This is a genomic window from Nitratiruptor sp. SB155-2 (assembly GCF_000010325.1).
Classification (GTDB): Bacteria; Campylobacterota; Campylobacteria; order Campylobacterales; family Nitratiruptoraceae; genus Nitratiruptor.
Map to the genome: position 1 here is coordinate 1,762,599 of NC_009662.1, position 23,525 is coordinate 1,786,123.

24 protein-coding genes are annotated in these 23,525 nt (G+C 41.7%); 14 read left to right on the forward strand and 10 right to left on the reverse strand.

The genetic code is table 11. The features are described from left to right. Nucleotides 1-6 precede the first annotated feature (6 nt). Both NIS_RS09275 and NIS_RS09280 read left to right on the forward strand, forming a co-directional pair. Nucleotides 7-399 carry a hypothetical protein gene (locus tag NIS_RS09275; RefSeq protein ID WP_012083110.1) on the forward strand — a complete coding sequence of 131 codons (393 nt, stop codon included), beginning with the start codon at nucleotides 7-9 and terminating at the stop codon, nucleotides 397-399. Beyond that, on the forward strand, nucleotides 396-1,775 hold the full coding sequence (locus NIS_RS09280) for a chloride channel protein (RefSeq protein ID WP_012083111.1): 1,380 nt from the start codon (nucleotides 396-398) through the stop codon (nucleotides 1,773-1,775). The genes NIS_RS09275 and NIS_RS09280 overlap by 4 nt, the downstream gene beginning before the upstream one ends. Here the strand turns inward: NIS_RS09280 and NIS_RS09285 are convergent. After that, complete coding sequence (locus NIS_RS09285; protein ID WP_012083112.1) at nucleotides 1,772-2,527, reverse strand: sulfite exporter TauE/SafE family protein; 756 nt, start codon at nucleotides 2,525-2,527, stop codon at nucleotides 1,772-1,774. The genes NIS_RS09280 and NIS_RS09285 overlap by 4 nt on opposite strands. After that, nucleotides 2,520-3,881, reverse strand: a complete 1,362-nt coding sequence (locus NIS_RS09290) for an APC family permease (protein ID WP_012083113.1) — start codon at nucleotides 3,879-3,881, stop codon at nucleotides 2,520-2,522. Before NIS_RS09290 ends, NIS_RS09285 begins: the two co-directional genes overlap by 8 nt. 64 nt (nucleotides 3,882-3,945) lie before the next feature. Here NIS_RS09290 and ppk2 point away from each other — a divergent pair, with 64 nt between their 5' ends. From ppk2 to NIS_RS09320, 6 genes are all read left to right on the forward strand, one after another. Continuing rightward, on the forward strand, nucleotides 3,946-4,704 hold the full coding sequence (ppk2, locus tag NIS_RS09295; RefSeq protein WP_012083114.1) for a polyphosphate kinase 2: 759 nt from the start codon (nucleotides 3,946-3,948) through the stop codon (nucleotides 4,702-4,704). Nucleotides 4,705-4,717: 13 nt separating this feature from the next. Beyond that, on the forward strand, nucleotides 4,718-5,035 hold the full coding sequence (locus tag NIS_RS09300; RefSeq protein ID WP_012083115.1) for a hypothetical protein: 318 nt from the start codon (nucleotides 4,718-4,720) through the stop codon (nucleotides 5,033-5,035). After that, complete coding sequence (locus tag NIS_RS09305; RefSeq protein WP_012083116.1) at nucleotides 5,032-5,604, forward strand: flavin reductase family protein; 573 nt, start codon at nucleotides 5,032-5,034, stop codon at nucleotides 5,602-5,604. The genes NIS_RS09300 and NIS_RS09305 overlap by 4 nt, the downstream gene beginning before the upstream one ends. A gap of 64 nt (nucleotides 5,605-5,668) precedes the next feature. Then, the gene (gene amrS / locus NIS_RS09310) at nucleotides 5,669-6,691 is read left to right on the forward strand and encodes an AmmeMemoRadiSam system radical SAM enzyme (protein ID WP_012083117.1); all 1,023 of its coding nucleotides are present in this window, start codon (nucleotides 5,669-5,671) and stop codon (nucleotides 6,689-6,691) included. Next, nucleotides 6,688-7,710, forward strand: a complete 1,023-nt coding sequence (gene amrS, locus NIS_RS09315) for an AmmeMemoRadiSam system radical SAM enzyme (RefSeq protein WP_012083118.1) — start codon at nucleotides 6,688-6,690, stop codon at nucleotides 7,708-7,710. Before amrS (NIS_RS09310) ends, amrS (NIS_RS09315) begins: the two co-directional genes overlap by 4 nt. Further along, complete coding sequence (locus tag NIS_RS09320) at nucleotides 7,677-9,395, forward strand: Na/Pi cotransporter family protein (protein ID WP_197524224.1); 1,719 nt, start codon at nucleotides 7,677-7,679, stop codon at nucleotides 9,393-9,395. The genes amrS (NIS_RS09315) and NIS_RS09320 overlap by 34 nt, the downstream gene beginning before the upstream one ends. 1 nt (nucleotide 9,396) lies before the next feature. On the opposite strand, the gene NIS_RS09325 is transcribed toward NIS_RS09320, so the two are convergent. From NIS_RS09325 to NIS_RS09345, 5 genes are read right to left on the reverse strand one after another with little or no spacing between them, the layout of a single operon-like run. Further along, nucleotides 9,397-10,041 (reverse strand): lipid-binding SYLF domain-containing protein, encoded by a 645-nt coding sequence (locus NIS_RS09325; protein WP_012083120.1) that lies wholly within the window; start codon nucleotides 10,039-10,041, stop codon nucleotides 9,397-9,399. Next, nucleotides 10,038-11,420, reverse strand: a complete 1,383-nt coding sequence (locus tag NIS_RS09330) for a sensor histidine kinase (RefSeq protein WP_012083121.1) — start codon at nucleotides 11,418-11,420, stop codon at nucleotides 10,038-10,040. Before NIS_RS09330 ends, NIS_RS09325 begins: the two co-directional genes overlap by 4 nt. Beyond that, nucleotides 11,414-12,076: a response regulator transcription factor gene (locus tag NIS_RS09335; protein WP_012083122.1), complete on the reverse strand. Its 663-nt coding sequence runs from the start codon at nucleotides 12,074-12,076 to the stop codon at nucleotides 11,414-11,416. The genes NIS_RS09330 and NIS_RS09335 overlap by 7 nt, the downstream gene beginning before the upstream one ends. After that, entirely contained in the window at nucleotides 12,076-12,531 is a 456-nt protein-coding gene (locus tag NIS_RS09340) for a heme-binding domain-containing protein (protein WP_012083123.1), read from the reverse strand. Before NIS_RS09340 ends, NIS_RS09335 begins: the two co-directional genes overlap by 1 nt. Before the next feature lie 35 nt (nucleotides 12,532-12,566). Continuing rightward, complete coding sequence (locus NIS_RS09345; protein WP_012083124.1) at nucleotides 12,567-13,256, reverse strand: SDR family NAD(P)-dependent oxidoreductase; 690 nt, start codon at nucleotides 13,254-13,256, stop codon at nucleotides 12,567-12,569. Between the two features lie 128 nt (nucleotides 13,257-13,384). Here NIS_RS09345 and NIS_RS09350 point away from each other — a divergent pair, with 128 nt between their 5' ends. Continuing rightward, nucleotides 13,385-14,335, forward strand: a complete 951-nt coding sequence (locus NIS_RS09350) for an ABC transporter substrate-binding protein (protein WP_012083125.1) — start codon at nucleotides 13,385-13,387, stop codon at nucleotides 14,333-14,335. Continuing rightward, the gene (locus NIS_RS09355) at nucleotides 14,332-16,713 is read left to right on the forward strand and encodes a putative bifunctional diguanylate cyclase/phosphodiesterase (RefSeq protein ID WP_012083126.1); all 2,382 of its coding nucleotides are present in this window, start codon (nucleotides 14,332-14,334) and stop codon (nucleotides 16,711-16,713) included. Before NIS_RS09350 ends, NIS_RS09355 begins: the two co-directional genes overlap by 4 nt. Here the strand turns inward: NIS_RS09355 and rgy are convergent. From rgy to NIS_RS09370, 3 genes are all read right to left on the reverse strand, one after another. After that, complete coding sequence (gene rgy, locus NIS_RS09360; protein WP_012083127.1) at nucleotides 16,710-20,066, reverse strand: reverse gyrase; 3,357 nt, start codon at nucleotides 20,064-20,066, stop codon at nucleotides 16,710-16,712. The genes NIS_RS09355 and rgy overlap by 4 nt on opposite strands. After that, entirely contained in the window at nucleotides 20,063-20,728 is a 666-nt protein-coding gene (locus NIS_RS09365; RefSeq protein ID WP_012083128.1) for a hypothetical protein, read from the reverse strand. Before NIS_RS09365 ends, rgy begins: the two co-directional genes overlap by 4 nt. A 63-nt stretch (nucleotides 20,729-20,791) precedes the next feature. After that, a complete protein-coding gene (locus tag NIS_RS09370) occupies nucleotides 20,792-21,673 on the reverse strand; it encodes a KaiC domain-containing protein (protein ID WP_012083129.1) in 882 nt (293 codons plus the stop codon). Between the two features lie 113 nt (nucleotides 21,674-21,786). On the opposite strand from NIS_RS09370, the gene NIS_RS09375 reads away from it, so the two are divergent. The 4 genes from NIS_RS09375 to NIS_RS09390 are packed head-to-tail and all read left to right on the forward strand — an operon-like array spanning nucleotide 21,787 to nucleotide 23,525. Next, nucleotides 21,787-22,026 (forward strand): CopG family transcriptional regulator, encoded by a 240-nt coding sequence (locus tag NIS_RS09375; protein ID WP_012083130.1) that lies wholly within the window; start codon nucleotides 21,787-21,789, stop codon nucleotides 22,024-22,026. Further along, on the forward strand, nucleotides 22,019-22,372 hold the full coding sequence (locus NIS_RS09380) for a type II toxin-antitoxin system PemK/MazF family toxin (protein WP_012083131.1): 354 nt from the start codon (nucleotides 22,019-22,021) through the stop codon (nucleotides 22,370-22,372). The genes NIS_RS09375 and NIS_RS09380 overlap by 8 nt, the downstream gene beginning before the upstream one ends. After that, nucleotides 22,369-22,995: a uracil phosphoribosyltransferase gene (gene upp / locus NIS_RS09385; RefSeq protein WP_012083132.1), complete on the forward strand. Its 627-nt coding sequence runs from the start codon at nucleotides 22,369-22,371 to the stop codon at nucleotides 22,993-22,995. Before NIS_RS09380 ends, upp begins: the two co-directional genes overlap by 4 nt. Beyond that, entirely contained in the window at nucleotides 22,992-23,525 is a 534-nt protein-coding gene (locus NIS_RS09390; RefSeq protein ID WP_012083133.1) for a leucine-rich repeat domain-containing protein, read from the forward strand. Before upp ends, NIS_RS09390 begins: the two co-directional genes overlap by 4 nt.

Below are 23,525 nucleotides of genomic sequence, written 5' to 3' on the forward strand. Positions count from 1 at the left end.
ATCGATATGCAATTTTTCATACCCAACCACTGTCCCAAATGCCAAGGTGAAGGCAAAAAGATAAAATTTGAAAACCTTTTATGCAATCTCAAGGATATCGCCTCTTTGGATAGAGGCAAAACTTACTATTTTTGCAAGAACAGGGAATGTGAAGTGGTCTATTTCAGTGGTTTGGAAATTTTCACCAACAGTGATCTTTTTCGCAAAACGGCATATAAATCTACCGAAAAAGACGCTACCATATGTTTCTGTTTTGGATACAAAGTCGAAGATGCGGACCAAAAACATTTTGAAGAGTATTTGATCAAAAAATCAAACTTTTGCGCATGCAGCATACGAAATCCAAGCGGAAAGTGTTGTAAAAAACTGTTTGAAACCTTTTTGGAGCTTCCATCATGATACGACGACATATTACAGAACAGACAGCCATATTTCTCTCCTTTTTAAAATGGATGATTCTCTCTACCGTAACGGGAATCATCATTGGTGCCATCGTCACGCTTTTTCTAAAAACGATCCATTTAGGCGAAGGAATACGCTCCCAACTCCCTTTCCCCTACTACTACACCCTGCCTTTTGTCCTGATTTTCGTTGTCTGGCTTATCAAAACATTTGCTCCCAGTGCCGAAGGGCACGGAACGGAGAAAGTGATTGAAGCGGTGCACAAACGACATGGTAAAATAGACCTTAAAGTGGTGCCTATCAAACTTGTCGCTACCGTTTTGACACTGGTTGCCGGTGGTTCGGTGGGGAAAGAGGGTCCGGCAGGTCAAATCGGTGCCGCTTCCGCGAGTGGACTCAGCGATCTTTTGCGATTTAGTGATGCAGATCGCAAAAAGATTGTTATCTGCGGTATTAGTGCCGGTTTCGCTTCCGTCTTTGGAACTCCCATAGCAGGGGCCATTTTCGGCGTAGAGGTCCTTATCATCGGCGTTATCTTGTATGATGTGCTGCTGCCCTCTTTCATCGCCGGATTTGCCGCCTTTACTACTGCACAGTTTCTTGGCATCCAATACACCTATTTTGATTTTCACTACTATCAAAGCGTTTCGCTCGATATCCCCCTCATTGTGAAAGTGATTGGAGCAGGAGTCTTTTTTGGACTGGTAAGCGATATCATAGTCACTTTCATGAACCTCATCCACAAAGGGATTGAGAAAATTCCTCTCAATCTCTATATAAAAGCATTCATTGCCGGGACCATAGTGGTGGTGATCGGTATACTCTTTGGCGACCAGTATCTTGGACTCGGCATGGAGACGATCAAAGATACCCTCAATCCAGATCCCTATTTTGCCAAAGATCTTCCATGGTACGCCTTTTTGCTTAAAACCATTACCTCAGCACTCACTTTAGGCGGCGGAGGAAGCGGAGGCGTGATCACCCCGGTCTTTTATATAGGTGCGACCAGCGGGCATGCTTTTGGAATGTGGTTTGATTATCAACATATCGCTTTGTTTGCGGCACTCGGTTTTGTGAGTGTTTTAGCAGGAGCTACCAATGCTCCCATTGCAGCCACTATCATGGCAGTAGAACTCTTTGGTCTTGAGATCGCCCACTATGCAGCATTAAGTGCAGTGATCAGTTTCTTGCTTACAGGACATAGAAGTATCTTTCCTTCACAAATACTGGCGATGCGAAAGAGCGAAATGCTTGAGATCAAAATAGGTGAAGAGATCGAAAAAGCCGAAGTGGAACTGGAAAAAAAACAGTTTAGCAAATTTCAACGGATTCGAAGAAGAATCTTGAGAAAGAAAAAAGAGCGGGGGCTTTAATCTCCCTGCGCTCGTTTTATTTTTTCATGCAGTTTTTGTTTCATATGCATCATCTTCTTTTTGACCATTTCGGGATGTTCAAGGAACATATATCCTTTATATCCTGTATAGATACCGTACAAAACGACTAAAATACCCGCAATCTGTAGAGCAACGTGGCGAAACTTCATCTGCTGCATCAGCGATGAAAAATACCCTAGTAAAAAGAGCACGGGTATCGTAGCCAATCCAAAAACAAGCATCACTACACCACCCCAAAACGGTGATGCAGTAGCCGCTGCAAAAGCGGCGAAGAAGTAGACGAACCCGCATGGGATCAAACCATTGAGCATTCCTAGAAAAAAGAAACTTGGCAACGTTCTTGAGGCGATAAGTTTACGAAAAGCTGCACGGAAAAAGCCGATGTTCGTCGTAGAACACTCAACACTGCTCAAAAACCGGATCTGTCCCATGAGGGAAAGACCCATTAACACCATCAAAATACCTACAAGTAAAAAGAGCACCCCTTTGCTGGTCATACTGAAAGAGAAGACTTTTCCAAAAAAGCCAAAGACTATTCCAATTATCACATAAGAGGTGATTCGTCCAAGATTGTACAGAAGATGGGCCATCGCCTGGTGGGATCGGTTCCATTGATTGTCTACTTTCGCAGCACTGTATGCCATCACAAATCCTCCGCACATCCCGATACAGTGCCCGATACTTCCCAAGAATGCAACCAAAAACAGTGTTCCAAGATCGATACTATTCATTTGAACCCTTTATTTTCTTATCATACAACATCTTTTTGAGTTTTTCTTCAATCTCCTCTGGCTCCCAAAGAATCTGTTTTTTTATAGTTCGATTGGTAGCAAGACGAAGGAGTATCTCTAAAAAGTACGCTCCCAAAAATGCCAATAACACGTACCATCCGACCAAAGGGAGTTTTTGTTGCGTATATGCCAAAGCAAAACCGGCAGATGCAAAAGTTCCAATGGAGGCAAGAAACACAAAAAGCGGCATGGCTCGTGTTTTCTTGATTTTCAAAAAGTGTCCGGTATGAACAAAGCCTTGAATCAACAAAACCACTATAGCTGCAACTGTGGCAATCTCTTCGAGATTCAAAAAGATGATCATAGGCACAATCAAAAGAGCAGAAACAATCAATCCTTCGGTGGATTTGAAGACATTATATTCATACACTTTAGGCAGTTCCCCCTTTTTTGCCAAATCGTAACTGATCTGTGTCGCTGCATACAATGATGCATTGATAGCACTGGTCGCACTGATCAAAGCGACAGCAGCCATGATTTTGAACCCCCAATCACCAAACATAGGTTTAGCAGCTTCAGCCAAAGCATAATCTTTTGCTCTAACCACCTCCGAAAGAGGGAGATTGCCAATAACCGCTATCGATGTCATCACGTACAAAACAATGACAATACCAATCGAGAGCATCATTGCCTTCAGCATAGTTTTATGAGGACTTTCCATATCTTCAACACTGTTCGTGATAACGCTAAAGCCTTGATAGGCAAAAAAGACAAGTCCTAAAGCATACAGCATATCGATCAAGCTATGGGTTTCATCAGACACAAGTCTATGAGGATCGATATAAAAAAGTGCGGCTACTACAAAAAGCGTTATCGCACTCAGTTTGAAAATTACAATATAGCTTTCGCTCTTTGCGACTATGGAAGCACCAAGTAGATTAACAAAAGTGAAAAATCCCAATATCCCTATAGCAAAAAGATTGACAGTAAAAGGAGTAATACCAGATGATGTGTAGGTAGCAGCATAAATTCCAAAAGATTTTGTTACTGCAGCAAGCCCTATGAGTTGGGCAAAATAGAAAAGAACTCCTAATGCACCACTAAAAAAACCTTCACCATACTCATGAACAAGATACTCTATCACACCCCCTCGGCTAGGATAGCGAAGAGCGAGTTTGGCTAACGAGTACCCAGACAAAAGAGCGATCAATCCACCAATGATAAAAGTATATATAACCAGATTACCTGCAATCGCTCCAGCCTCTCCTATAACGATAAAAATCCCAATACCAACCATCGAACCTATTCCCAAAAAGGCCGCACTCCATAGTCCGAAAGCTTTTTTTGGTTCCACAAAACCTCTTTTAAATCTTATTTAATCTCTTTGAAACTATACTATAGTGAAACAAAGGTGAAAAATGGATAAAAAAGAGTATAAAAAAGAACTGTATTACCTCCAAGTGGAACTTGTAAAGTTTCAACGCACCGTCATCGAAAAGGATCTGAAAGTATGCACTATTTTTGAAGGGCGGGATGCTGCTGGAAAAGATGGGACTATCAAACGATTCACCGAACACCTCAGTCCAAGAGAGACAAGAGTGGTTGCACTGGGCAAACCTACAGAACTAGATAAAAAGTATTTGTATTTTCAACGATACATTCACTATCTCCCACACGGCGGAGAGATGGCCTTTTTCAACAGGAGCTGGTATAACAGGGCAGGCGTTGAAAAAGTCATGGGTTTTTGTACGAATGAAGAGTATGAAAAATTCATGCAAGAGGTACCAAATTTCGAGCATCTCCTGGTTCATGACGGCTTCATTTTTACCAAATATTGGCTCGATATCACAAAAGATGAACAAAAAAAGCGTTTGGAAGAGCGAAAAAAAGATCCTTTGAAACAGTGGAAACTAAGTCCCATTGATCAAAAAGCCCAAGAGTTATGGGACCAATACTCCTTAGCAAGGGATGAAATGTTCGCAAGAACCCATTTTGCCTACGCTCCTTGGTATGTGGTGCGGGCAAATGACAAAAAAGTCGCTCGCATCAATACGATAAAACATTTTTTAAGCAAAGTAGAGTACGAACATAAAGATGAGTCTTTACTCATATATGATCCAAATATCGTCTGTGAATTTGATCAAATCTGTTATGACAAAGGTCTCATAGCACCATAAGAAGGAGGAAATGATGGCGCAATTAGAAAAGTATATGTTTTACTACATGGACACTATCAGTGAGCGACAGTTCAATGAGGCGATAGAGTTAGCACGTCAGATGCTAGAAATTTGTGAAGATGAAAGTGCACCGGTCATAGAAGGACTTCTAAGTGCCGCCACCTGTCTGGAAGCTTTGAAAATGGGAGATTTCGATAACGTAGAAGCGTTATGGAACAGCTACGAAGAGTCGAAGAAGTTTTTAATGCCGCAAAATAGACACTATGCCCTATTATTGGAAACAACTCTCATTTTGGAAAATACAAAAGAAGAGATAGAGAGGATTATATGATTGTTGATTTTGCAAATCTGGAGCTAAAGAATCGTTATAAAATAATGAGTCGTTCCGTTATTCCTAGGCCCATTGCATGGATCGTAACAGAAGGAAAAACCCTCAATATCGCTCCTTTTAGTTACTTCATGGCTTTAAGCTCTAACCCCGCTACCCTTGTCGTCTCTATCGGACATAAAAAAGATGGCTCGCCAAAAGATACCCTCAAGAATATTCTTGAAACGAAAAAGTGCACCATATGCAGCGTAGCACCAGAACAGATAACCAAAATGCACGAAAGCAGTGAAATGCTGCCCGAGGAGATAAGTGAAGCCAAAACGTTTGATATTTCAACACAAAAGATTCTCGCCGATTTTCCTCCTATTATCGAAGGAGCCCCAAGTGCCTTTTTCTGTCGTCTGTACCAAAAAATAGATCTCAAAGGAAGTAAAACCATTCCACTTATCTTAGAGATAGAATCCTACTACGTGGAGGACCGGTACGCCAATGAAAATTTTGATATAGAGTTTCAAACAGTTGCGAGAGTTGGCAAAGAGTATCGTCTCTGTGAGAAAAAAATAGAGCCATAAGCTACTTTTGTTCTTGCTTTTTCCTCTATTTTTGATATGATGGGAAAAAATCAAGGAGCAAACCATGGTAGCCGATGCATGGCTCTCAAAAGAGCTCAAAAACGATAAAGTCCTCTGCCTTGCATGTGCTCACGCCTGTAAACTCGATCCTGGTGAATTTGGAAAATGTGGGGTTCGGGTCAACGAAAACGGCAAGCTCAAATCGACCGTATACGGTTTGGCAGCAGCCGCGCATATCGATCCAATCGAAAAAAAGCCTATGTTTCATTTTCTTCCAGGCTCAACTATTATGAGTATCGGCACCGTTGGCTGCAACTTTTGCTGTCAATTTTGTCAAAATTGGGAAATAAGCCAATATCCACAAACAAACGGCTATAAAGTATTCGGTCAAGAGTTGATGCCGGCCGATATCGTAGAGATTGCCTTACGGTATGGATGCAAATCGGTCGCCTATACCTACAATGAGCCGATCGTCTATTTTGAATACACCTACGATACGGCAAAACTGGCCCATGAAAAGGGACTCAAAAATGTCTATGTCACCAGTGGATTTGAGACAAGACGGGCAATTGACGAGTTGGCTCCCTATATCGATGGGATGAATATCGATATCAAATTTTTCAAAGACGAAAGCTACCAAAAGATTAGCTGCGCTAGACTCAAGCCAGTTCTTGAAGCCATCAAATATGCCCATCAAAAAGGAATCTGGATAGAAACCACTACACTTATCATCCCAGGTATCAACGACAGCGACGAAGAACTTCGAAATATCGCAAAATTTATGGTTGATATCGATCCAAACATGCCTTGGCATGTAAGCAGATTTCATCCGGACTATAAAATGCTCGATCGCCCTGTAACTCCATACGAAACCCTCAAACGAGCCTACGATATAGGAAAAGAAAAAGGGCTAAACTATGTCTATATAGGCAACTATCCCGATGAAGATCTTGAATCCACCTACTGTCCAAAATGCGGTTTTAAAGTGATCGAGCGAGCTGGCTATCTTGGGGAACAGGTAAAAAACCATCTTGTGGATGGAAAATGTCCAAAATGTGGAGAAACAATAGCAGGAGTTTGGGAATGAAAGTGCACGCGTGGCTGAGCAAAAAACTCCCTTCTGGGAAAATCTTATGTGAAGCATGCGCGCAAGCCTGTAAACTGGATGAGGGCGAGTATGGCATCTGTGGCGTAAGAAAAGTAGAAAACGGGGAACTAAAACTTCTTGTCTATGGCAAAGCGGCTGCAGTCAATGTGGATCCAGTAGAAAAAAAACCGATGTTTCATTTCCTGCCCAATACAAAAGTGTTCAGCTTTGGAACAGTTGGATGTAACCTCAGCTGCTCTTTTTGCCAAAATTTTGAGATAAGCCAGTTTCCTCAAGAGCACGATCACAAGATTTTTGGTCATGATCTCATGCCCCAGCAAGCAGTGGAGCTTGCACTGCATCATGGATGCAGCTCCATCGCTTATACCTACAACGAGCCGATTGTCTGGTTTGAATACAGCTACGATACGGCTAAACTGGCACACGAAAAGGGGTTGAAAAACATCTATGTCACCAGCGGATATGAGACAAGAAAGGCGATGGATAAATTAGCTGGTGTCATTGATGGGATGAATATCGATCTAAAAGCTTTCACGGACAGATTTTACAAAGAGCAGTGTGGTGCAAGACTCAAACCTGTCCTTGAAGCGATCGAATACGCCTATAAAAAGGATATCTGGATCGAAATCACGACGCTTTTTATCCCGGATCAGAACGACAGCGAAGAGGAGATGCGTCAAATCGCTAATTTCATCGCTTCCATCGATACCTCGATCCCTTGGCATGTAAGCGGTTTTTATCCGACATACAAAATGACCGACACCCATCCCACACCACCCCAGACACTGCTCAAAGCGTATGAAATAGGAAAAGCGGAAGGACTCAAGTTTGTCTATGTGGGTAACTTTAATGCTCCTGAGTTTGAAACCACCTACTGCCCGGCCTGCGGATATGCCGTTATTGAGCGAAGCGGCCATATCGGACAGCAGGTCCGAAACCATCTAGTAGATGGACGGTGTCCAAAATGCAACACCTTTATACCGGGGATTTGGAAATAGAACATTTTAAGTTTTTTATAGAAGCTTTTTCTGGACTTGGACTTTTTCTCTTTGGAATGCTCTATCTAGAGCAGCAGCTTCGCAGTGCCGCTGGAAGATTTTTCAAAAAGATTGTTCGCTGGATGACCAGTACCCCTTTAAAAAGTCTCTTGGCCGGTATCCTCACAACAACAATCTTTCAAAGCTCTTCCGTGGTCACTCTCATGGCACTCTCACTCATTGGAGCAGGCCTTATCCATCTAGAAGGTGCTATCGGCATCATTTTTGGAGCAAATATAGGAACCACCGTAACAGCCTGGATCGTAGGACTTGTCGGTTTCAAGATGGATATCAAACTGCTCTCCTATTTCATGGTAGGCTTTGGTGGACTTGGAAGCGTCTTGGCGCCACAAGAGAGCAGATGGAGAAATATTTTTTATGCTATGGTGGGATTTGGGCTCATTTTTATGGGACTGGAGGGGATGAAGGAGAGCTTTTCAGAATTCGGTCAAAAGGTCTCTTTACAAGGTTTTGATCATCTTTGGTGGTATACACTGCTCGGGTTTGCTATCACCGCTATCATCCAGTCAAGTTCTGCGTCAATTGCCATCATACAAAGTGCTCTTTTTGCCCAAATCGTCTCTTTGGAGCAAGCAGCCGCCTTCGTGATAGGAGCCAATGTAGGAACGACCATTACAGCCATCCTTGGAGCTATCGGAGGTTCCCCGGATAAAAAAAGAGCGGCTACGGCCCATTTTTTCTTCAATCTCTCCACCGGAGTCTTTGCCTATCTGGCTCTTCCTTGGCTTCTGCAAGCTACACGATTGATTATGCCAACTGCCGATCCTGTTATCCAGATAGCTCTTTTTCATACTCTTTTCAACGTTTTTGGTGTACTCATATGGTTTCCATTTATCGAGCCTTTGGCAAAATGGTTGGAAACGCTTTTTGACCAACCCGAAAATATAGTTACCAAGTATATCCATAATGTTTCAAGTAGTGTGGTCGATGTGGCACTGGATGCATCCTTGAAAGAGATCAACCACTTAAACCAAGAGGTGGAGAATTTCGCTCTTTTTGCTGTAGGCATTCCAAGCCTCGATATTTTAGAAAAAGAGGGTTCTATCGATAAAATCCTGGAAAAATATAGTGATCCTTTAGATGTGCCTTTTATGACCCAATATAACCATATCCGTAAAATAGAAGGTGAGATTTTACGCTTTACCCATGAGCTCTCTGCGAATGCTACGACAAAAGAGATGGAGGAGATTATCCATGCTATCGCAAAAACGACTACCTATTTGGCAACGGCTGCAAAAGCGATTAAAGATATGCTTCCAGACCTAGAGCAGTGGTATGAAGGGGAGAGTTTGGAAGAAAGAGAATTTTTACAAAATTTGCGCTATCAGATCATTCGCAGCGTACAGGCGTTCCATTACGCTTTACAAGGAGACGAGCATGCAAAAGAAGAGATTGAAGCAATCTATAAAAAGATAGCCAACTCCTATCGTAACACGCTTGAAATCATAAGTGACATCGCCAAAAACCCCCATATCGCTTCAGAAAGGCTCACCATTGCCATCAACGACTACCATTTAAGCAAGAGTTTTACGAAATCGTTACGAAACACCCTCGATCAAATATCCTCGATTGAACTTTTTTTACAACAAAATGGCAAAACCAATCAAAAAAGAGTTCATACATGAATCATCGGTATCGATTCAAAAGCGTTTTTATCTTTTGAATATATCGATTGTTTTTATGCACTCTTCCCAAAATCACACTTTTGGATGAAGCATGATAGAAACTTCTTGTCTTCTCATAATCTATGTCCAAAACGGCTCCTTTGAGGGTAAGTCCTGCGAAGATCCCCCTACTTTTGGAATAGGAGTAGATTTCACTTCTGAATTTTATATCGGTACTGGCCTCTCCTGCTCTTCCGACAGGACCTGCTGCCACTGAAGCATCGGCCCCAAGGGTGAATTTGCCACTCACGAGTCTATCAACGCTCTCGTGTGTTTCAAAAACGAGCATCACATCGATACTCTCAAGCCCTATCTGCCATCCGAAACTCCCTCCTGCAAGTTTGACAAAAACGGGATCGCTCCAGTTTCGACCATGCCTCACCATCAAGATCCCTTCTCCGTATCTTCCGCCAATGACAAATCCCCCGCGTATTACACCAGGTATGATGGCTATGGCCTTTGCGTTTTGCAAAAGCTTTTTGGGAATCTTCTTTTCAGGTATATTCAAAAACTCTTTCAAAGTATAGTAACTATCTTGCAATATCGCATCGGGTGAGGCAGCAAACATAGACCCAACAAACAACAACAACATAAACAGCTTTTTCATGAATACTCCTGTAGTTTTTTTATTTCAAAACAGAATCTGCTTCCTTTTTTGTATTCACTCTCAATCTGCAGTTGTACACCGTGCAAATCGAGAATATATGAGACTATATATAATCCCAGACCCATTGAATTATCAAAACTGTGTTTGACTCGATAAAATTTCTTGGTGATCTTTTCTTGGTGCTCCTCTTTAATGCCGATACCTCTATCCTCCACGCAAAAAATTCCATCTTTACACACTACCCTTACATCCGATTCAGAATACTTCAAAGCATTATCCAAAAGGTTTAAAACAACCGTTTCCATCAATGCTTTATCGGCATAGATCTCACAAGACCCACACTCAAAAGTACATTCTCTGTTTTTATATTTTTGCTGTAAAAACGTAGCGGCCTCTTGAGCCAATTCACATAAATCGAATCTACTTTTTTGTAGCTCGATGGAACTACTTTCAAATTTCATGGCCAAAGCGAGTCTATCTATCATATAAGATATCTTTTCACTGGCTTGGTAAATTTTTTGGATAAAGCGCTGCTGTAATGCTTTTGGCATATCCGGTTCATCTAACAGTGACTGAGCATATCCATGAATAATGGCTACCGGATTTTTGAACTCATGACTTACGGCAGATATGAGATCGTTACGCTGTTTGGATATCTCTTTGATTTTTTGCGTAAACTTTCTCTTCTTTGCATCTCGTTTTTTGAGATTTTGGGCTAATCTTTGCAAATGTTTCGTGATGGTTTCAAATTCTTGAGCAAATTTCGCTTGGTATAGCGTATCGTACTCTTTGTGTGAGAGTTTCTTTACATACTCAACAATACCGTCGATCTCTTGCTTTATCTTTTGACTCATCAGATAAGAGATCATCAAAGTAACAATAATTAGTCCCAAAAATATGAGCAAAAATTGGATCCATAATCTCATAAAGTGTTTTTGGATCTCATCCACTGGATAGGCGATACGAAGAATTCTGTCACCAGATCGGTGTGCGACATACAAAAGATTTTGATGAACGGTAGAGGAGTAGCGTTCGCTCCATCCCCATCCTTTTTTTAAAGCCTCTTGCACCTCAGGTCGGAGTCTATGGTTCTCCATCTCTTTTTTATCGTATCGGCTCTCTGCCAGAACTTTACCATCTTCGCTTATGATGGTAATCCTGCTTTTTATTTTTTTATCGATTTGACGGACCAGATCATCATCAACTCCACGAGAGGCTATTATCTCTTCAGTTAGAATGATCTCATTTTCCAGTAGCTTTCTGAAATTGTCTAGCTCGATATTTTTAATGCCATAGTAACTCACAAAAGCGAGGGCTACGAAAAGGAGAACTAAAAGGAGCAACAGATGGTTAAAAAAAATTTTATGAAGTCTTAGCATAATTTATATCCAACGCCCCGCACCGATTCGATATAGTTTTTCTCTTTGTTCGGATCGATCTTTTCCTTTAGACGCTTGATGGCGACATTGACGCTGCGTTCTTGCTTCATATCGCCCCATACATTTTCTAAAAGATGATCACGACTCAAAACTCTTCCCGCGTTTGCTACAAACTCCATCAAAAGACGAAATTCCAGTTTTGTCAAATGAATAGGATTGCCATCCACGAACACTTCATTGGAAGAGGGGATCATAACAATATCTTTATACTCTATATGGTCTTGCAACTGCGGTTTGTAACGGCGGAGAACCGCCTTGATTCGTAAAATCAGTTCATTGAAATTGAAAGGTTTCGTGATGTAATCATCCGCTCCTCGGATAAATCCCTCTTCCACATCTTTTTCCTGATCCTTTGCCGTTAAAAAGATCACAGGAATATCGTTCCCCTCTTTGCGAAGCGACGCGACAAACTCGCTTCCCTCCTCCGTAGGAAGGTTTCGATCCACTATTAAAAGATCCACATCCTCCTCATCCAAAAATTCACGCACCTTTTTGGTGGACAAAAAGCCCTCCACCTCAAACTCTTTGGAAAGCTTATACTCCAAAAGCTCCAGTAAATCTCGCTCATCTTCGATGATTACAATTTTTGGTTTCATTATCGAACCTCTAGATCGATATATCCTTTCCCATCACTCGCCCAGTCCTGTATGATTTTTTTATCCTCTTTGGAGAGTTTCGCCTCAGGATGGAGCCAAAGATATTGTGGCAGTGGCATAGCAAGAACGACACTTCTGTAAATCTGCTTTTTAAGCTCTTTTTTCTTTGTATCACTGTAGCTGTTCCAGATACTGAAATTGAGCGCTTTTCTTCCTTCAACCACATCTCTTCTCACCACCCAGCTCATCGGTGCAACATCTGCATACCAAGGCCAGTTTGTTTTGTTGGAATGGCAGTCATAGCAGCTTCTTTTAAAGATTGCCATCACTTTTTTTGGTGCTTTTACCTCCAACTTCGGATCTGTTGGATAATCTTTTTTTTCATAGGTCGGAATAAATTGCAAAAGACCCAAAATAACGGCCAGTGCCCCCAAATACATCAAAAAACTTCTCATCTCCCCCTCCTCTTTTTTGAGGCAATTGTATCACATCAAGGTAAATTTCTTATATCGATATATGAACCGCTTGGATACTCCAAAAGTCTCTTAAAACTATCACTTAAAAGCAAGGCAGCTTCTTGGGCACTCATTTTGGAAGACTCCTCCAACCTCTTTACTACGGGGAACTTCTCTTTATCACCATATTTCAAGATATGCTCCATCATTGGCGTGTCGATAAGCCCTGGAGCCAAAGCTGTCAGATGGGTATTTGGCATCTCGGCTGCATAGAGTTTGACAAGCATATTGAGAGTAGCTTTACTCAGCGCATAGGCGTTCCATCCCCTTGCCCCACTTACACTTGCTCCACTGCTGATGGCTACTATCTGCTGGACGGTATGGCGTTTCAAAACGTCCAGGATCACTTTGTTGGCCCAGACGTTGAGATCCATTATTGCTGAAATCTCATGTAGAGATATTTCACTCATATCTTTGAGCTCTCCCACTATACCGGCATTTAAAATAGCCAAATCGAGCTCCACGCCATCCAAAAGCTTTGTCAAAGCATGCTCTATCTTTTCGTGAGCATGGAGGTTAAGAGATATAAAATGAAGATTTGAAAAGTTTACCAAACTTCTTGGAAGCGTTCTACTTAAAGCGTACACCTCCTTGCCAGCTTCCAAATAGAGCTTCGCCAAAGCCTCACCAAGTCCACTGCCAATCCCTGTTATCAAGATCTTCATCGTCATACCTCTTTTCAATTTTTTTACAAACTTATGCTTTATTACACAATAAAAACTATACATAAAAGATTGTTCATATAGACCTTATTATATAATCATAATTATGGCATATTCCTTGGATAGATATCATGAATAGAGTACAAGCTCTTCTTGTGTTCGTCATTTTTTTGTTTGGAGTGGGATGTACGCACAAACCCTCAACAACACTCCGCGTAGGACTCGTAAACTGGATAGGGTACGCACCACTGTATGTGGCAGAAGCGAAAGGATGGCTTCCAAACAACATTAAAATAGTCGACTTTCCTTCCAACTACGACATCATCGAGGCATTGAAGCTTGGTACTTTGGAAAGCGCCGCTTTGACTCTCGATGAAGTGCTTATAAACTATAGAGACCTGAACAGCTACAAAGCCGTCTGGCTCATCGACTACTCTAATGGAGCCGATGCCATCGTGGCAGCTCCAGAGATTAAGAGTTTGCAAGATCTACGCCATAAAAGAGTAGCCTTTGAGCCAAAAAGTGTACAAGAGTACCTTTTAGACAGAGCATTGCAAAAAGGCAACCTTACAAGAGGCGACATTATCCCGAAGCCACTGAAATATGATGAGGCTCTTACAGCGTGGAAGCAAAAAAGAGTCGATGCAGCAGCAACTTTTGAGCCTATTAAAACAGAGCTTATAAACAATGGCATGCATACGGTTTTCGACAGCAGCCAAATTCCTTATGAAATTATCGATCTTCTTGTAGTGCATAACAGTTTGATCAAAACTTTCACATTGAAAAAGCTGATCCAGGCATACCAAAAAGGAGTCACATTTATACAAGCAGACCCCGACTCAAGTATGCAAATAGTCGCAAACTATTTGCATATTACACCTCGCGAAGCAAGAGACGCTTTGATGGGCGTTCAACTACCGGGGTGTAGTACAAATAAGCACGTCTATAGAAGCAAGGCATTGCAAAAACATATTTTTAAAGTCGCTTCTATTGTACAAGAAGAAGGATATGTACAATATACTCCAAAAATCCAGAATCTCTTCTCTTTTGCTCTTATAGATTCATGCGAGGAGAGCAGATGAAAAAATGGCTGGAATCAATCTTTATCCATCCTCTTTTGTCTCTCCTGCTCTTGGCTGGTTCCTTCTGGTCAATCTACTTTGTAACGATCGATAAAATCAAAACAGTCACCCTCGAGCAAGAGCTGGAACACGCTAAGGAGGATATCTTTTTGCTGAAAAGTCTTCTCGAAGAGTACTCCTTGCAAAAAAAACCGCGTCTCATTCAAAGAGAACTGGTTCGATTTGCTACCAAAAAACATGTTCAGCAGATCTTCCTTCTATGTCCCAACAAAGTTGTACGCTATGCGAACAGGCGCAAATGGATCGGAAAAAGATTTGAAGAAGCCATCGACACACAAAGAGCAAAACATCTTTTAAACGAGATTGACAAAAAGAGATACAATGTCCATATAGAGGATGGTAGGTTCATCGAAGCGGTGATTCCGCTGCATTATCTATACAATCCAAACAAACGAAGAATCGAAAAAGGGGTTATGATTATCGTATACGATCTGCTACCGTTGATCGAGCAGCGGACCTATGCCATTCAAAAACTCTTTTTTACTCTTTTTGCCATTATGGCACTTTTACTCGCACTTCTTTTCTTTTTCCTGTATCGATTTTTTCTTTTAAAATATCAAGAGCTTGGAAAACTTCTCTTGCCAACCGAAAATACAAAATGCCTCTTTTTTACTCCTATAAACAGGTTGATCGAAGCGCAAAAACAGGCGATCGAACGAGCGACAGTGATGAAAAATGTTATTCAAAATAGTGACGATGCTGTGCTCATAACCGATCATGCAAAAAATATTGTAGATTGCAATCGGGCTTTTGAAAAGATGAGCGGATATACAAAAGAGGAAATCATAGGCAAAAAGCCGGAAGAGTTTTTGAAATCGGGCTTACAAGATAGCTCTTTTTACCAAAAGATGTGGAAAAATATTTTGAAAAAAGGGGAGTGGTCTGGCGAGATAGTAGACAAAAGAAAGGATGGCTCTCTTTTTTATGCTCTGCAAAGTATCTTTGCCATTAAAGATCCTTTAACGAACAAAATCACCCACTACGCCGCGATTACAAAAGATATCACTGAACTGGCCAAAAAACAAGAGACGATCCAAAAACTGGCGTTTTACGACCCACTGACAAAACTTGCCAATCGAGTCAGTTTTCTTCAAACTCTCGATGAATTCATCGCTCTTGGAAAAAGAGAATCCTTTCCTTTTGCACTTCTTTTTATCGATCTGGACAATTTCAAAGAGATCAACGATACCCTTGGGCACGATACAGGAGATAAACTCTTGCAAGCCTTTGTAAAAAGACTCAAGTCGCTTTTGCGAGAAGAGGATATCGCTGCACGTCTTGGAGGCGACGAATTCGTGGTTCTTGCACCAGGTATCTCTTCACCATCAAAAGCACTGGAACTGGCTTGCCGCTTGCAAAACGCTTTTCAACAGCCTCTTATGGTGGATGATCGTCCTATCACTGTACAGATGAGTATCGGTATCGCTCTTTTCCCTCAAGATGCCAAAAATGCAAATGAACTATTAAAAGCTGCCGATATCGCTATGTACAAAGCGAAAGAGAAAAAGAACCGTTGCGTCCTCTTTCAAGAAAATATGCAACAAGAGGCTTTGGAAAAAGTGACGCTTAAGCAAGAACTCAAAAAGGCGATAGAAAAGAATGAACTGATGCTCTATCTGCAGCCAAAAATATCTGTACGAACAAAGAAAGTAGAAGGGTTCGAAGCGCTAATTCGATGGAACCATCCAACAAGAGGATTCATTCCCCCTTCTAAATTTATCCCACTGGCCGAAGAGAGCGCATTGATCATTCCTTTGACCGAATGGATTTTTCAAGAGGTCGATAGACTCTTGGATCAACTCCAGCAAAATGGCATCGAAAGCCCAATTGCTATCAATATCTCAGCACGACACTTTGCTACCGATAAACTTATTGAGCAAATCACTACAAACATTAAAAAAGAGTACATTCAAAAAGGGCTCATTGAGCTTGAAGTAACTGAAAGCGCAGTCATGGAGGATATCAACAAAGCAATGCATTACCTCCAAAAACTCCACTCCTTTGGTATCAAAGTTGCACTTGATGATTTTGGAACAGGACACTCTTCGCTCCAATATCTCAAAAAACTTCCAATCGATACTATCAAAATCGATAAAACTTTTATTGATCACATTATAAACGACAATAAAGATCAAGCAATAGTAGAAAGCACTATTGAAATGGCAGACAAACTTGGAATGGATACCGTTGCCGAAGGAGTGGAGACAAAAGAGCAAGCCCAGTTTTTAGAGAAGATTGGAATCGATTATATCCAAGGCTACTACTATGCCAAACCGATGCCTTTTGAAGAGATGCTTGAATTTTTACAAAAATTTTAAAACTCTATCCGCTCTTTGAGCTGGAGATATAAACTCTCCACTACTTCTTCATAAGAGACTTCCCCTTTTTCCACCCTATCCATCAAAGCCTCAAGCTCTTTTGTATAATGTTCATTGACAAATGTATACACCTCAGGATTTTTCCTGAGCTCTTCATACACTTCTTGTCCCAATTTGGTTGGATATAAAATACCTCGCCGCTGAACAATATAATGACGCTCTTGCAGTTTTTGAATTGTTATAGCATAGGTAGACGGTCTTCCTATTCCTCGCTCTTTCATCAGTCGAATAACATCGGCATAGCTGTATTTTGGAACTTTGGATCTGGTTAAAAGCTCTTTTTGTACAGCGTACCTGCCCTCTTGCAATTGGTGCAACTGCACAGGAAGGATCAAGTCGATACCGTGTTCAACTATTTCATCATAAAAACGGATCGTGGTTTTTTGGTCAAATGCCTCTACTTGAGCCGCAATCTCCTCTATTTTTGCACTTTTCATCTGCGAAGCGATAAAGTTTTTGAAGATAAGATCATACAGTTTCAGATGATCTTGTGTGAGGTTACTGTTTTGCATCTGCAAAAACTGCTCCAGCTCCTGTGCATCCATCGCCTTTGTAGGTCTGATCGCCTCATGAGCCCCTCCGGCTTTACTATGGCTTCTTGGAACAAAATAGTCTTGACCAAAACGGCTTTGGATATACTCTTTTGCTATGGCGATACCCACGCTACTGATGCGCGTAGAGTCGGTTCTGTGATAGGTAATAAATCCGCTTTCAAAAAGATCTTGTGCCAGCTGCATCGTTTTTTGCGGAGAAAAGTGCAGCTCGCTGGAGGCTGCATAGAGCATCGCATCTGTTGTAAAAGGGGTTCTAAAAAGCTCTTTTGTCTCTTTTTGTATGAATCTGACTTCAACAACTTCGAGCCTTTCATAAAAATCTTTTGCCTTTTGCTTCTCATCGAAAACAAACTCCGCCTCCAAGCCTCGAAAACTGACATGAACAACAAAAATCTTCTCTTTTGCCTCCTTTTCTCTGAGTACTATCCACTCCAACACGGCACTCTGTACCCTCCCGGCACTGAGCCAGCTCTTTTGAAGCTTTTTTTGCAGCATCTGTGAGAGGCTAAAGCCAATCCATCGATCGGCAATGCGTCGAACCAGTTGGGCTTTGACCAGGTTTTCATCGAAATCTCTTGGATGACTCAGGGCTTCATCGAAAGCTCTCTTGGTCACTTCGTGAAATTCGGCTCTTTGAACAGTATGATTGTAGGGTTTTGTCAAAAGCTGCAAATCGTAACTGATCTTTTCTCCCTCTACATCGGGATCAGTAGCGATATAGACATCCTGTACTTCCACGCCGATCCTTCTTAAAGCCTCTATGATACGCCTTTTGTTCTCATCGATTGGCTCAAAAAGAGGAATGAAATGCTCTTGGCGCAAAACACCATACACACCCTCTTGCTTCTGCAAATCTACAACGTGCCCTTTGGAAGCGGTGATGGATAAGATCTTGCCTTCTTTTGCCACTTCATAGACTCGGATACCCCCAAGGTCTCGCACCATCGGCTTTCCGTAGAAGTTTGCTATGGTTCTTGCCTTGTTTGGAGATTCGACAATAACCAAAGAGGTGGTAAAAAACTCTTTTGCTTCTTGAAATTTTCCCTGCAGCGCCAGAGCGATCTTTTTTCGATCCTCGTCAATGATTTTGAGGATTGCATCAATATCTGCCTCTTTTGCACTTTTAAAAACGATCTCCTCACTAAACCACCGCACCTTTTTTTGCAAACTCGAAAAGGTTTTTTCACTGTCCACCAGCAGATAACTGAGTCCCTTGGAAAGTCCTCCTACATAGAGCCTGCTGGTCCTTCCGCTTGCCTGTATATAGCCTGTTACATCGGCAGTGATGATTTTGAAATACTCATCCTCTTTGACCAAAGAGACATCCGGGGTTTTGTTGATGGCATCTATGAGCTCTTCATCCAAAATCGCAAGAATATCATGGTAGATGGTCTGGACTCTAGCTTTCGCTTTTTCGTTGAGTCTCTCAGTAGGAACCCTCACCAGCCGTTTGAGGTAGTTTACATATTGCATAAACTGATGAAAATTTGGATGGTTTCTTATCACAGGCAACAAAGCGAGCAGAAAAAAGTATAAAGAGGTGTGCTTTGTAATATCGAGCGTAAATTCCAGTTTTGGCACGCCAACAAAGAGGGCGTATCGAATGGTTGCCGGCATATCGATCCCTCTTGCCAAGGGATTGCGATAGCTGGCAAACCCGACTAGAACCTCAACCTCACCCTCTTCAAAAGCTTTCGCGTCAAAATCCTCGTAACTTTGTGCTTTGACCCCTTTTTGCTCCAAAAAGGCCAAAAACTCCTGCAGCCTCTCTTTTGTCTCGTTGCCCGGCAAAAAAAGAAGTCCGCCTCTGCCAAGACGCTCCACGAGTTCTACGCTTCTTTCCCAAAGCTTTTCTGGCTTCTCATACAGATCTTCAACATTTCTAACGGTAATGGAGGGCCTGCTCACCTCAAATCCGAGTAGCTCTCGAAAGAGTCCCACTCGTCTGCTTCTTGGATTTGCGGTGGCACTTGAGACAATCAACTGTGCTTTGGCATGTGAGCGAATAGCCTCTATCTTTGCTTGCCACTGTTCAAACTCTTCATAGCTGAGATCACCTTTTATTTTATGATCGATAAACTGCATCGCAGCATCTATATCCTCTTGGCTAAATCCCAAAAGAAGCATCACTTTGTCGATATTTCTGGCACTCTTTAAAATACTGTCCACATCATCGATAAAAACGAAACCAAACGCTTTTGGGATAGAATCGAAATTTTTATAAAAAAAGGCGGTCGTCGTTACCAAAATCTCAAAATCGCCAGAAGCGATCTTGGCTTTGACTTCATCTTTTTTGCTTTTTGAAAAGCCAGAATCGTAAAAAAGAGGCTCAATTCCAAGCAAACGCAGCTTTTCTACTGCTTGATTGACAAGAAGCTGTGTTGGAAAAAGAAGATAGCTCTTTTGGTCCAAAAAGGAAGCCAGGCTCAAACCAAATGTGGTTTTTCCAACTCCCGTGGGTGCCAGTAGAGCAAAAGAGTGTCCAAGAAAAAATCGCTTTGCCCAGCTTTTTTGAATTTGACGGAGCAAAAATCCATTTTTCTCTTTGAAAAAAGCTTCAAACTCCACACTTCTTTGCTCTACTTCACATACCTTGACAAATTCCCCCTCTTTCAAAACTTCACAAGGCTCACCCTCCTTTGGCATACAGCGCTTGCACAGCAGCCCTTTATCTAAGCGATCACTACAGATATCACCGCCACAGTTGGGGCAAAGCCCCTTGTAGACAAGATCGATCACGCTTTTCCTTGAGCTTGGAGGTAGAGCTTGATCTCATGCAGAAGCTCGGCAGGCGTTTTGACAGGGTATGCGATGTTGTTTGCCACCTCGCTTCCATCTACTCCTTTAATCTGCACTCCTGCAAGTCTACTTTGCAGCTCCTGGCTATCCGTAATAGGATAGGTGATGCCTTTGCTCTTTTTAAGCACTATATAGGCCCATGGACTCTCACAACTTGCCTCTTTAAGTGATTCTGCCGCCATTGCATGACAAAAATCGAGCATCGTTTGAGAATCTTGTCCCTCTTTTACAAGCTTGTAGGCTAGTTTTGCCACACCGCCTGCTGTATGGACTTTGAGCTCTTTTTTCTCCTCACTACTCAACTCATCAAGATGCTCTATCTTGTACATCGCCTGATCCGGATCGGCCCTTAAGATATTTCGCACCGTGTTTCTTGTCAGCCCTACATACTCGGCGATCTCATCTTCACTCTTGAGATACTCTTCTCGTAAAACCACGGCAAATGCAGATCTGGCAAGACTTGGCAGCCATGTGAGAGTTCGAAACTCCGCCAACTTTTTGAGGCCTCCCAAAAGATCGATCGATTTGAAAAAAACCCGCTCAACCAGTCTCTCCAACCCTTTTTCGTCAATATTAAATCCAGTTCCACTTAAAATAATCATTTTTTTCCTCCTTTATTTGGTAGTGACTCATACAAGCAGATGTTGAGCCTATGTAGTCACTTCTTATTCACCCAAAGGACCCAAAATCCTAACGAGTCCCGTTTCGGTAATCTCCATAAAATGGGTTTTCGTATCGTGCCCGCTCATTCGACACCCGTCGATTCGAAATAGGCGTATCAAATCACCCAGTTTTGCCTTATACATCCTGGCAGCATACTGGCTGACAATCAGTTCCTTTGCCACTACCATCGTTCCATCAACGATATGGCCAACCGCATATCCACCTGCCGCTTCACTGCTAAGCTCTTCGTGACCGCTTCTTTTTTGTGAGATCAAAATGGCTGTTTGGTACCACTTTTTCAAAAAGTTGTAGACCCGTCTAACGATAGCTCTTGCCATCATCTCTTTGTTCTCAAAAAGACCCGTTACAGAGTCGATCACCGTGTAGTTGATCTTAAACTCCTTGATGGCATAGGCAAGAGTTGCCAAAAGATCAGGGATATTTTCTCTCAGTTTCGAATGACTTGCCGCATCGATCAAAATGATATTGTCTTCAAAATCCTCAAACTTGTACCCCATGGCAAGTGCACGATATTTGATGGAAGAGATCACGAAATTTGCCGGAGTCTCCACTGTAATGAAAGCGACTTTCTCGCCTTTCCTCGCCTGTTCTACCGCAAATTGCTCTGCCATCAGACTCTTCCCCGTATCATTGACTCCCGTTAGATTGAAAACGCTATATTTCGGAATGCCACCAAGTGGGACCTGCTTGAGTTTTCCTTTTTCTTCTTTGAGAGTGAAAAAAAGGTCATCCAAACCTTCTATCCCCGTGGGCACTCCTACAATTTCCGGAGCCTTTTGCAGCGCTTCGGAGCCTTTGAAGATACTCTCTTTGACAACTTCCGGTTCATGATAATAGCTTGGATAGCTGTTTGCTTCGGCCATAGTGACCTCCTTGGGTTTTCAATGATTATATCAAAGCTTCTCTCATAGAAATGCAACAAAACTTGCAAAAAAGAGTGTAATTACTTATAATAGTATTACGAAAGGAAGTAATTATGAAAACAATAACACTCAAGACAGATGAGGAGTTTTTTGAGGAGATAACAACTCTTTCTAAAACACTTAAACTCAGCAAAAGTGAGCTTATTCGTAGAGCCATTAAAGAGTATGAAAAAAAGATCTATCTTGAAAAAATAAAAAGAAAAATGCAGCAAGCTTCACTCAAAACAAGGGAAGATAACATTATAATAAAAGAGTTTGAAAACAGCATCAATGATGGATTAGATTGTGTATAAAAGAGGGGAAATCTATCTTGCCGATCTCAATCCAAGAAAAGGCAAAGAAGTAGGAAAGTTAAGACCTGTTCTTATTTTTCAAACAGATTTTCTCAATGAAATCGAACACCCAACAATAATCGTACTTCCTCTAAGCACCAAGCTTGTCGATGATGCCTACCCTTTGCGATTTCGACTCAATAAACGAGACCATCTTGAACAGGATTCAGACATTTTATGTGATCAAATTCGTGCTATAGATACACAAAGAATTATCCCAAAACCTCTTACTCTGCTCACACAAAAAGAGCTTTTTATTCTTGAGGAACAGGTTGCTCTTATTTTAGGATTCAAGGACTATCTATGATATATCACTCAACCCATCCGCTTATCAAACACCTTGTCAATTCCATCCGCGACATCTCCATCGACGCACAGCGGATGCGAGAGTATATCGGCACTATTGCTCAGTTTCTTCTTTTCGAAGCCCTGCGTAATCAGCAGCTTGTCCCCAAAACCATCTCCACATGGATCGGTTCAAAGGAGTTTGGCTTTTTGGATGAAGAGAATTTCGTTTTCATCCCGATTCTTCGAGCGGGCATTCCCATGATGGAAGGGGTATTGCCTCTTTTTCCAAAGGCAAAAGCCGGATTTTTGGCAATGAAAAGAGATGAAAGCACATTTGAGCCGATTGTCTACTATAAGCGATTCCCAAAACTTGAAAACAAAACCGTCTTTCTCTGTGATCCTATGGTGGCAACAGGCGGATCGCTGCATGATGCCATCAAGATAGTTGGTAAAGAAAATCCCGCTAAAATCATAACACTCAATATCGTTGGTGTCCAAGAGGGACTGGAGTATGCCCAAAGTGCTAATGAAAATGTAGATATATATATCGCACAGATCGACGATCATCTCAACGATAAAAAATATATCATCCCAGGTCTTGGCGATGCAGGTGATAGAGCATACAATACGGAGGAAGAATGATCGAAAAAATCTTAAAAGAGACGATGGAATTGAGACGATACTATCTCGATCTGCGTGGGCAGGATCTCGAAGTTATCCCGCAAGAGGTAGCGCAAATGAAATTTTTAGAAAACATCGCTCTATCCAACAACCATATAAAAAACATCGAACTGTTGGCAACTATCCCGCATCTTCGAAAAGTGGCACTGACGAATAACCAGATCCAAGATCTCTCACCTCTTCAAAACTTCCATAATCTTAAATATCTTTTCATCGGGAAAAACCGGATAACCGATATTTCGCCTCTGCAAAATTTGCCAAAACTCAAAAAGCTTGTAGCTCCATACAACCAAATCTGTGACATTACACCGGTTGCAAAGATGCACAACCTTGTCTATCTAGATATCTCCTACAACCCCGTTGCATCTATTGAGCCTCTCCGGCAATGTAAAAAACTACGATATCTTCGGGCTCAAGGTTTGGAAAATTTTCAAGAAGAGCTGCAAAAACTTAAAAAAGAGCTGCCAAATCTCTATGTTTTAAAGATGTAA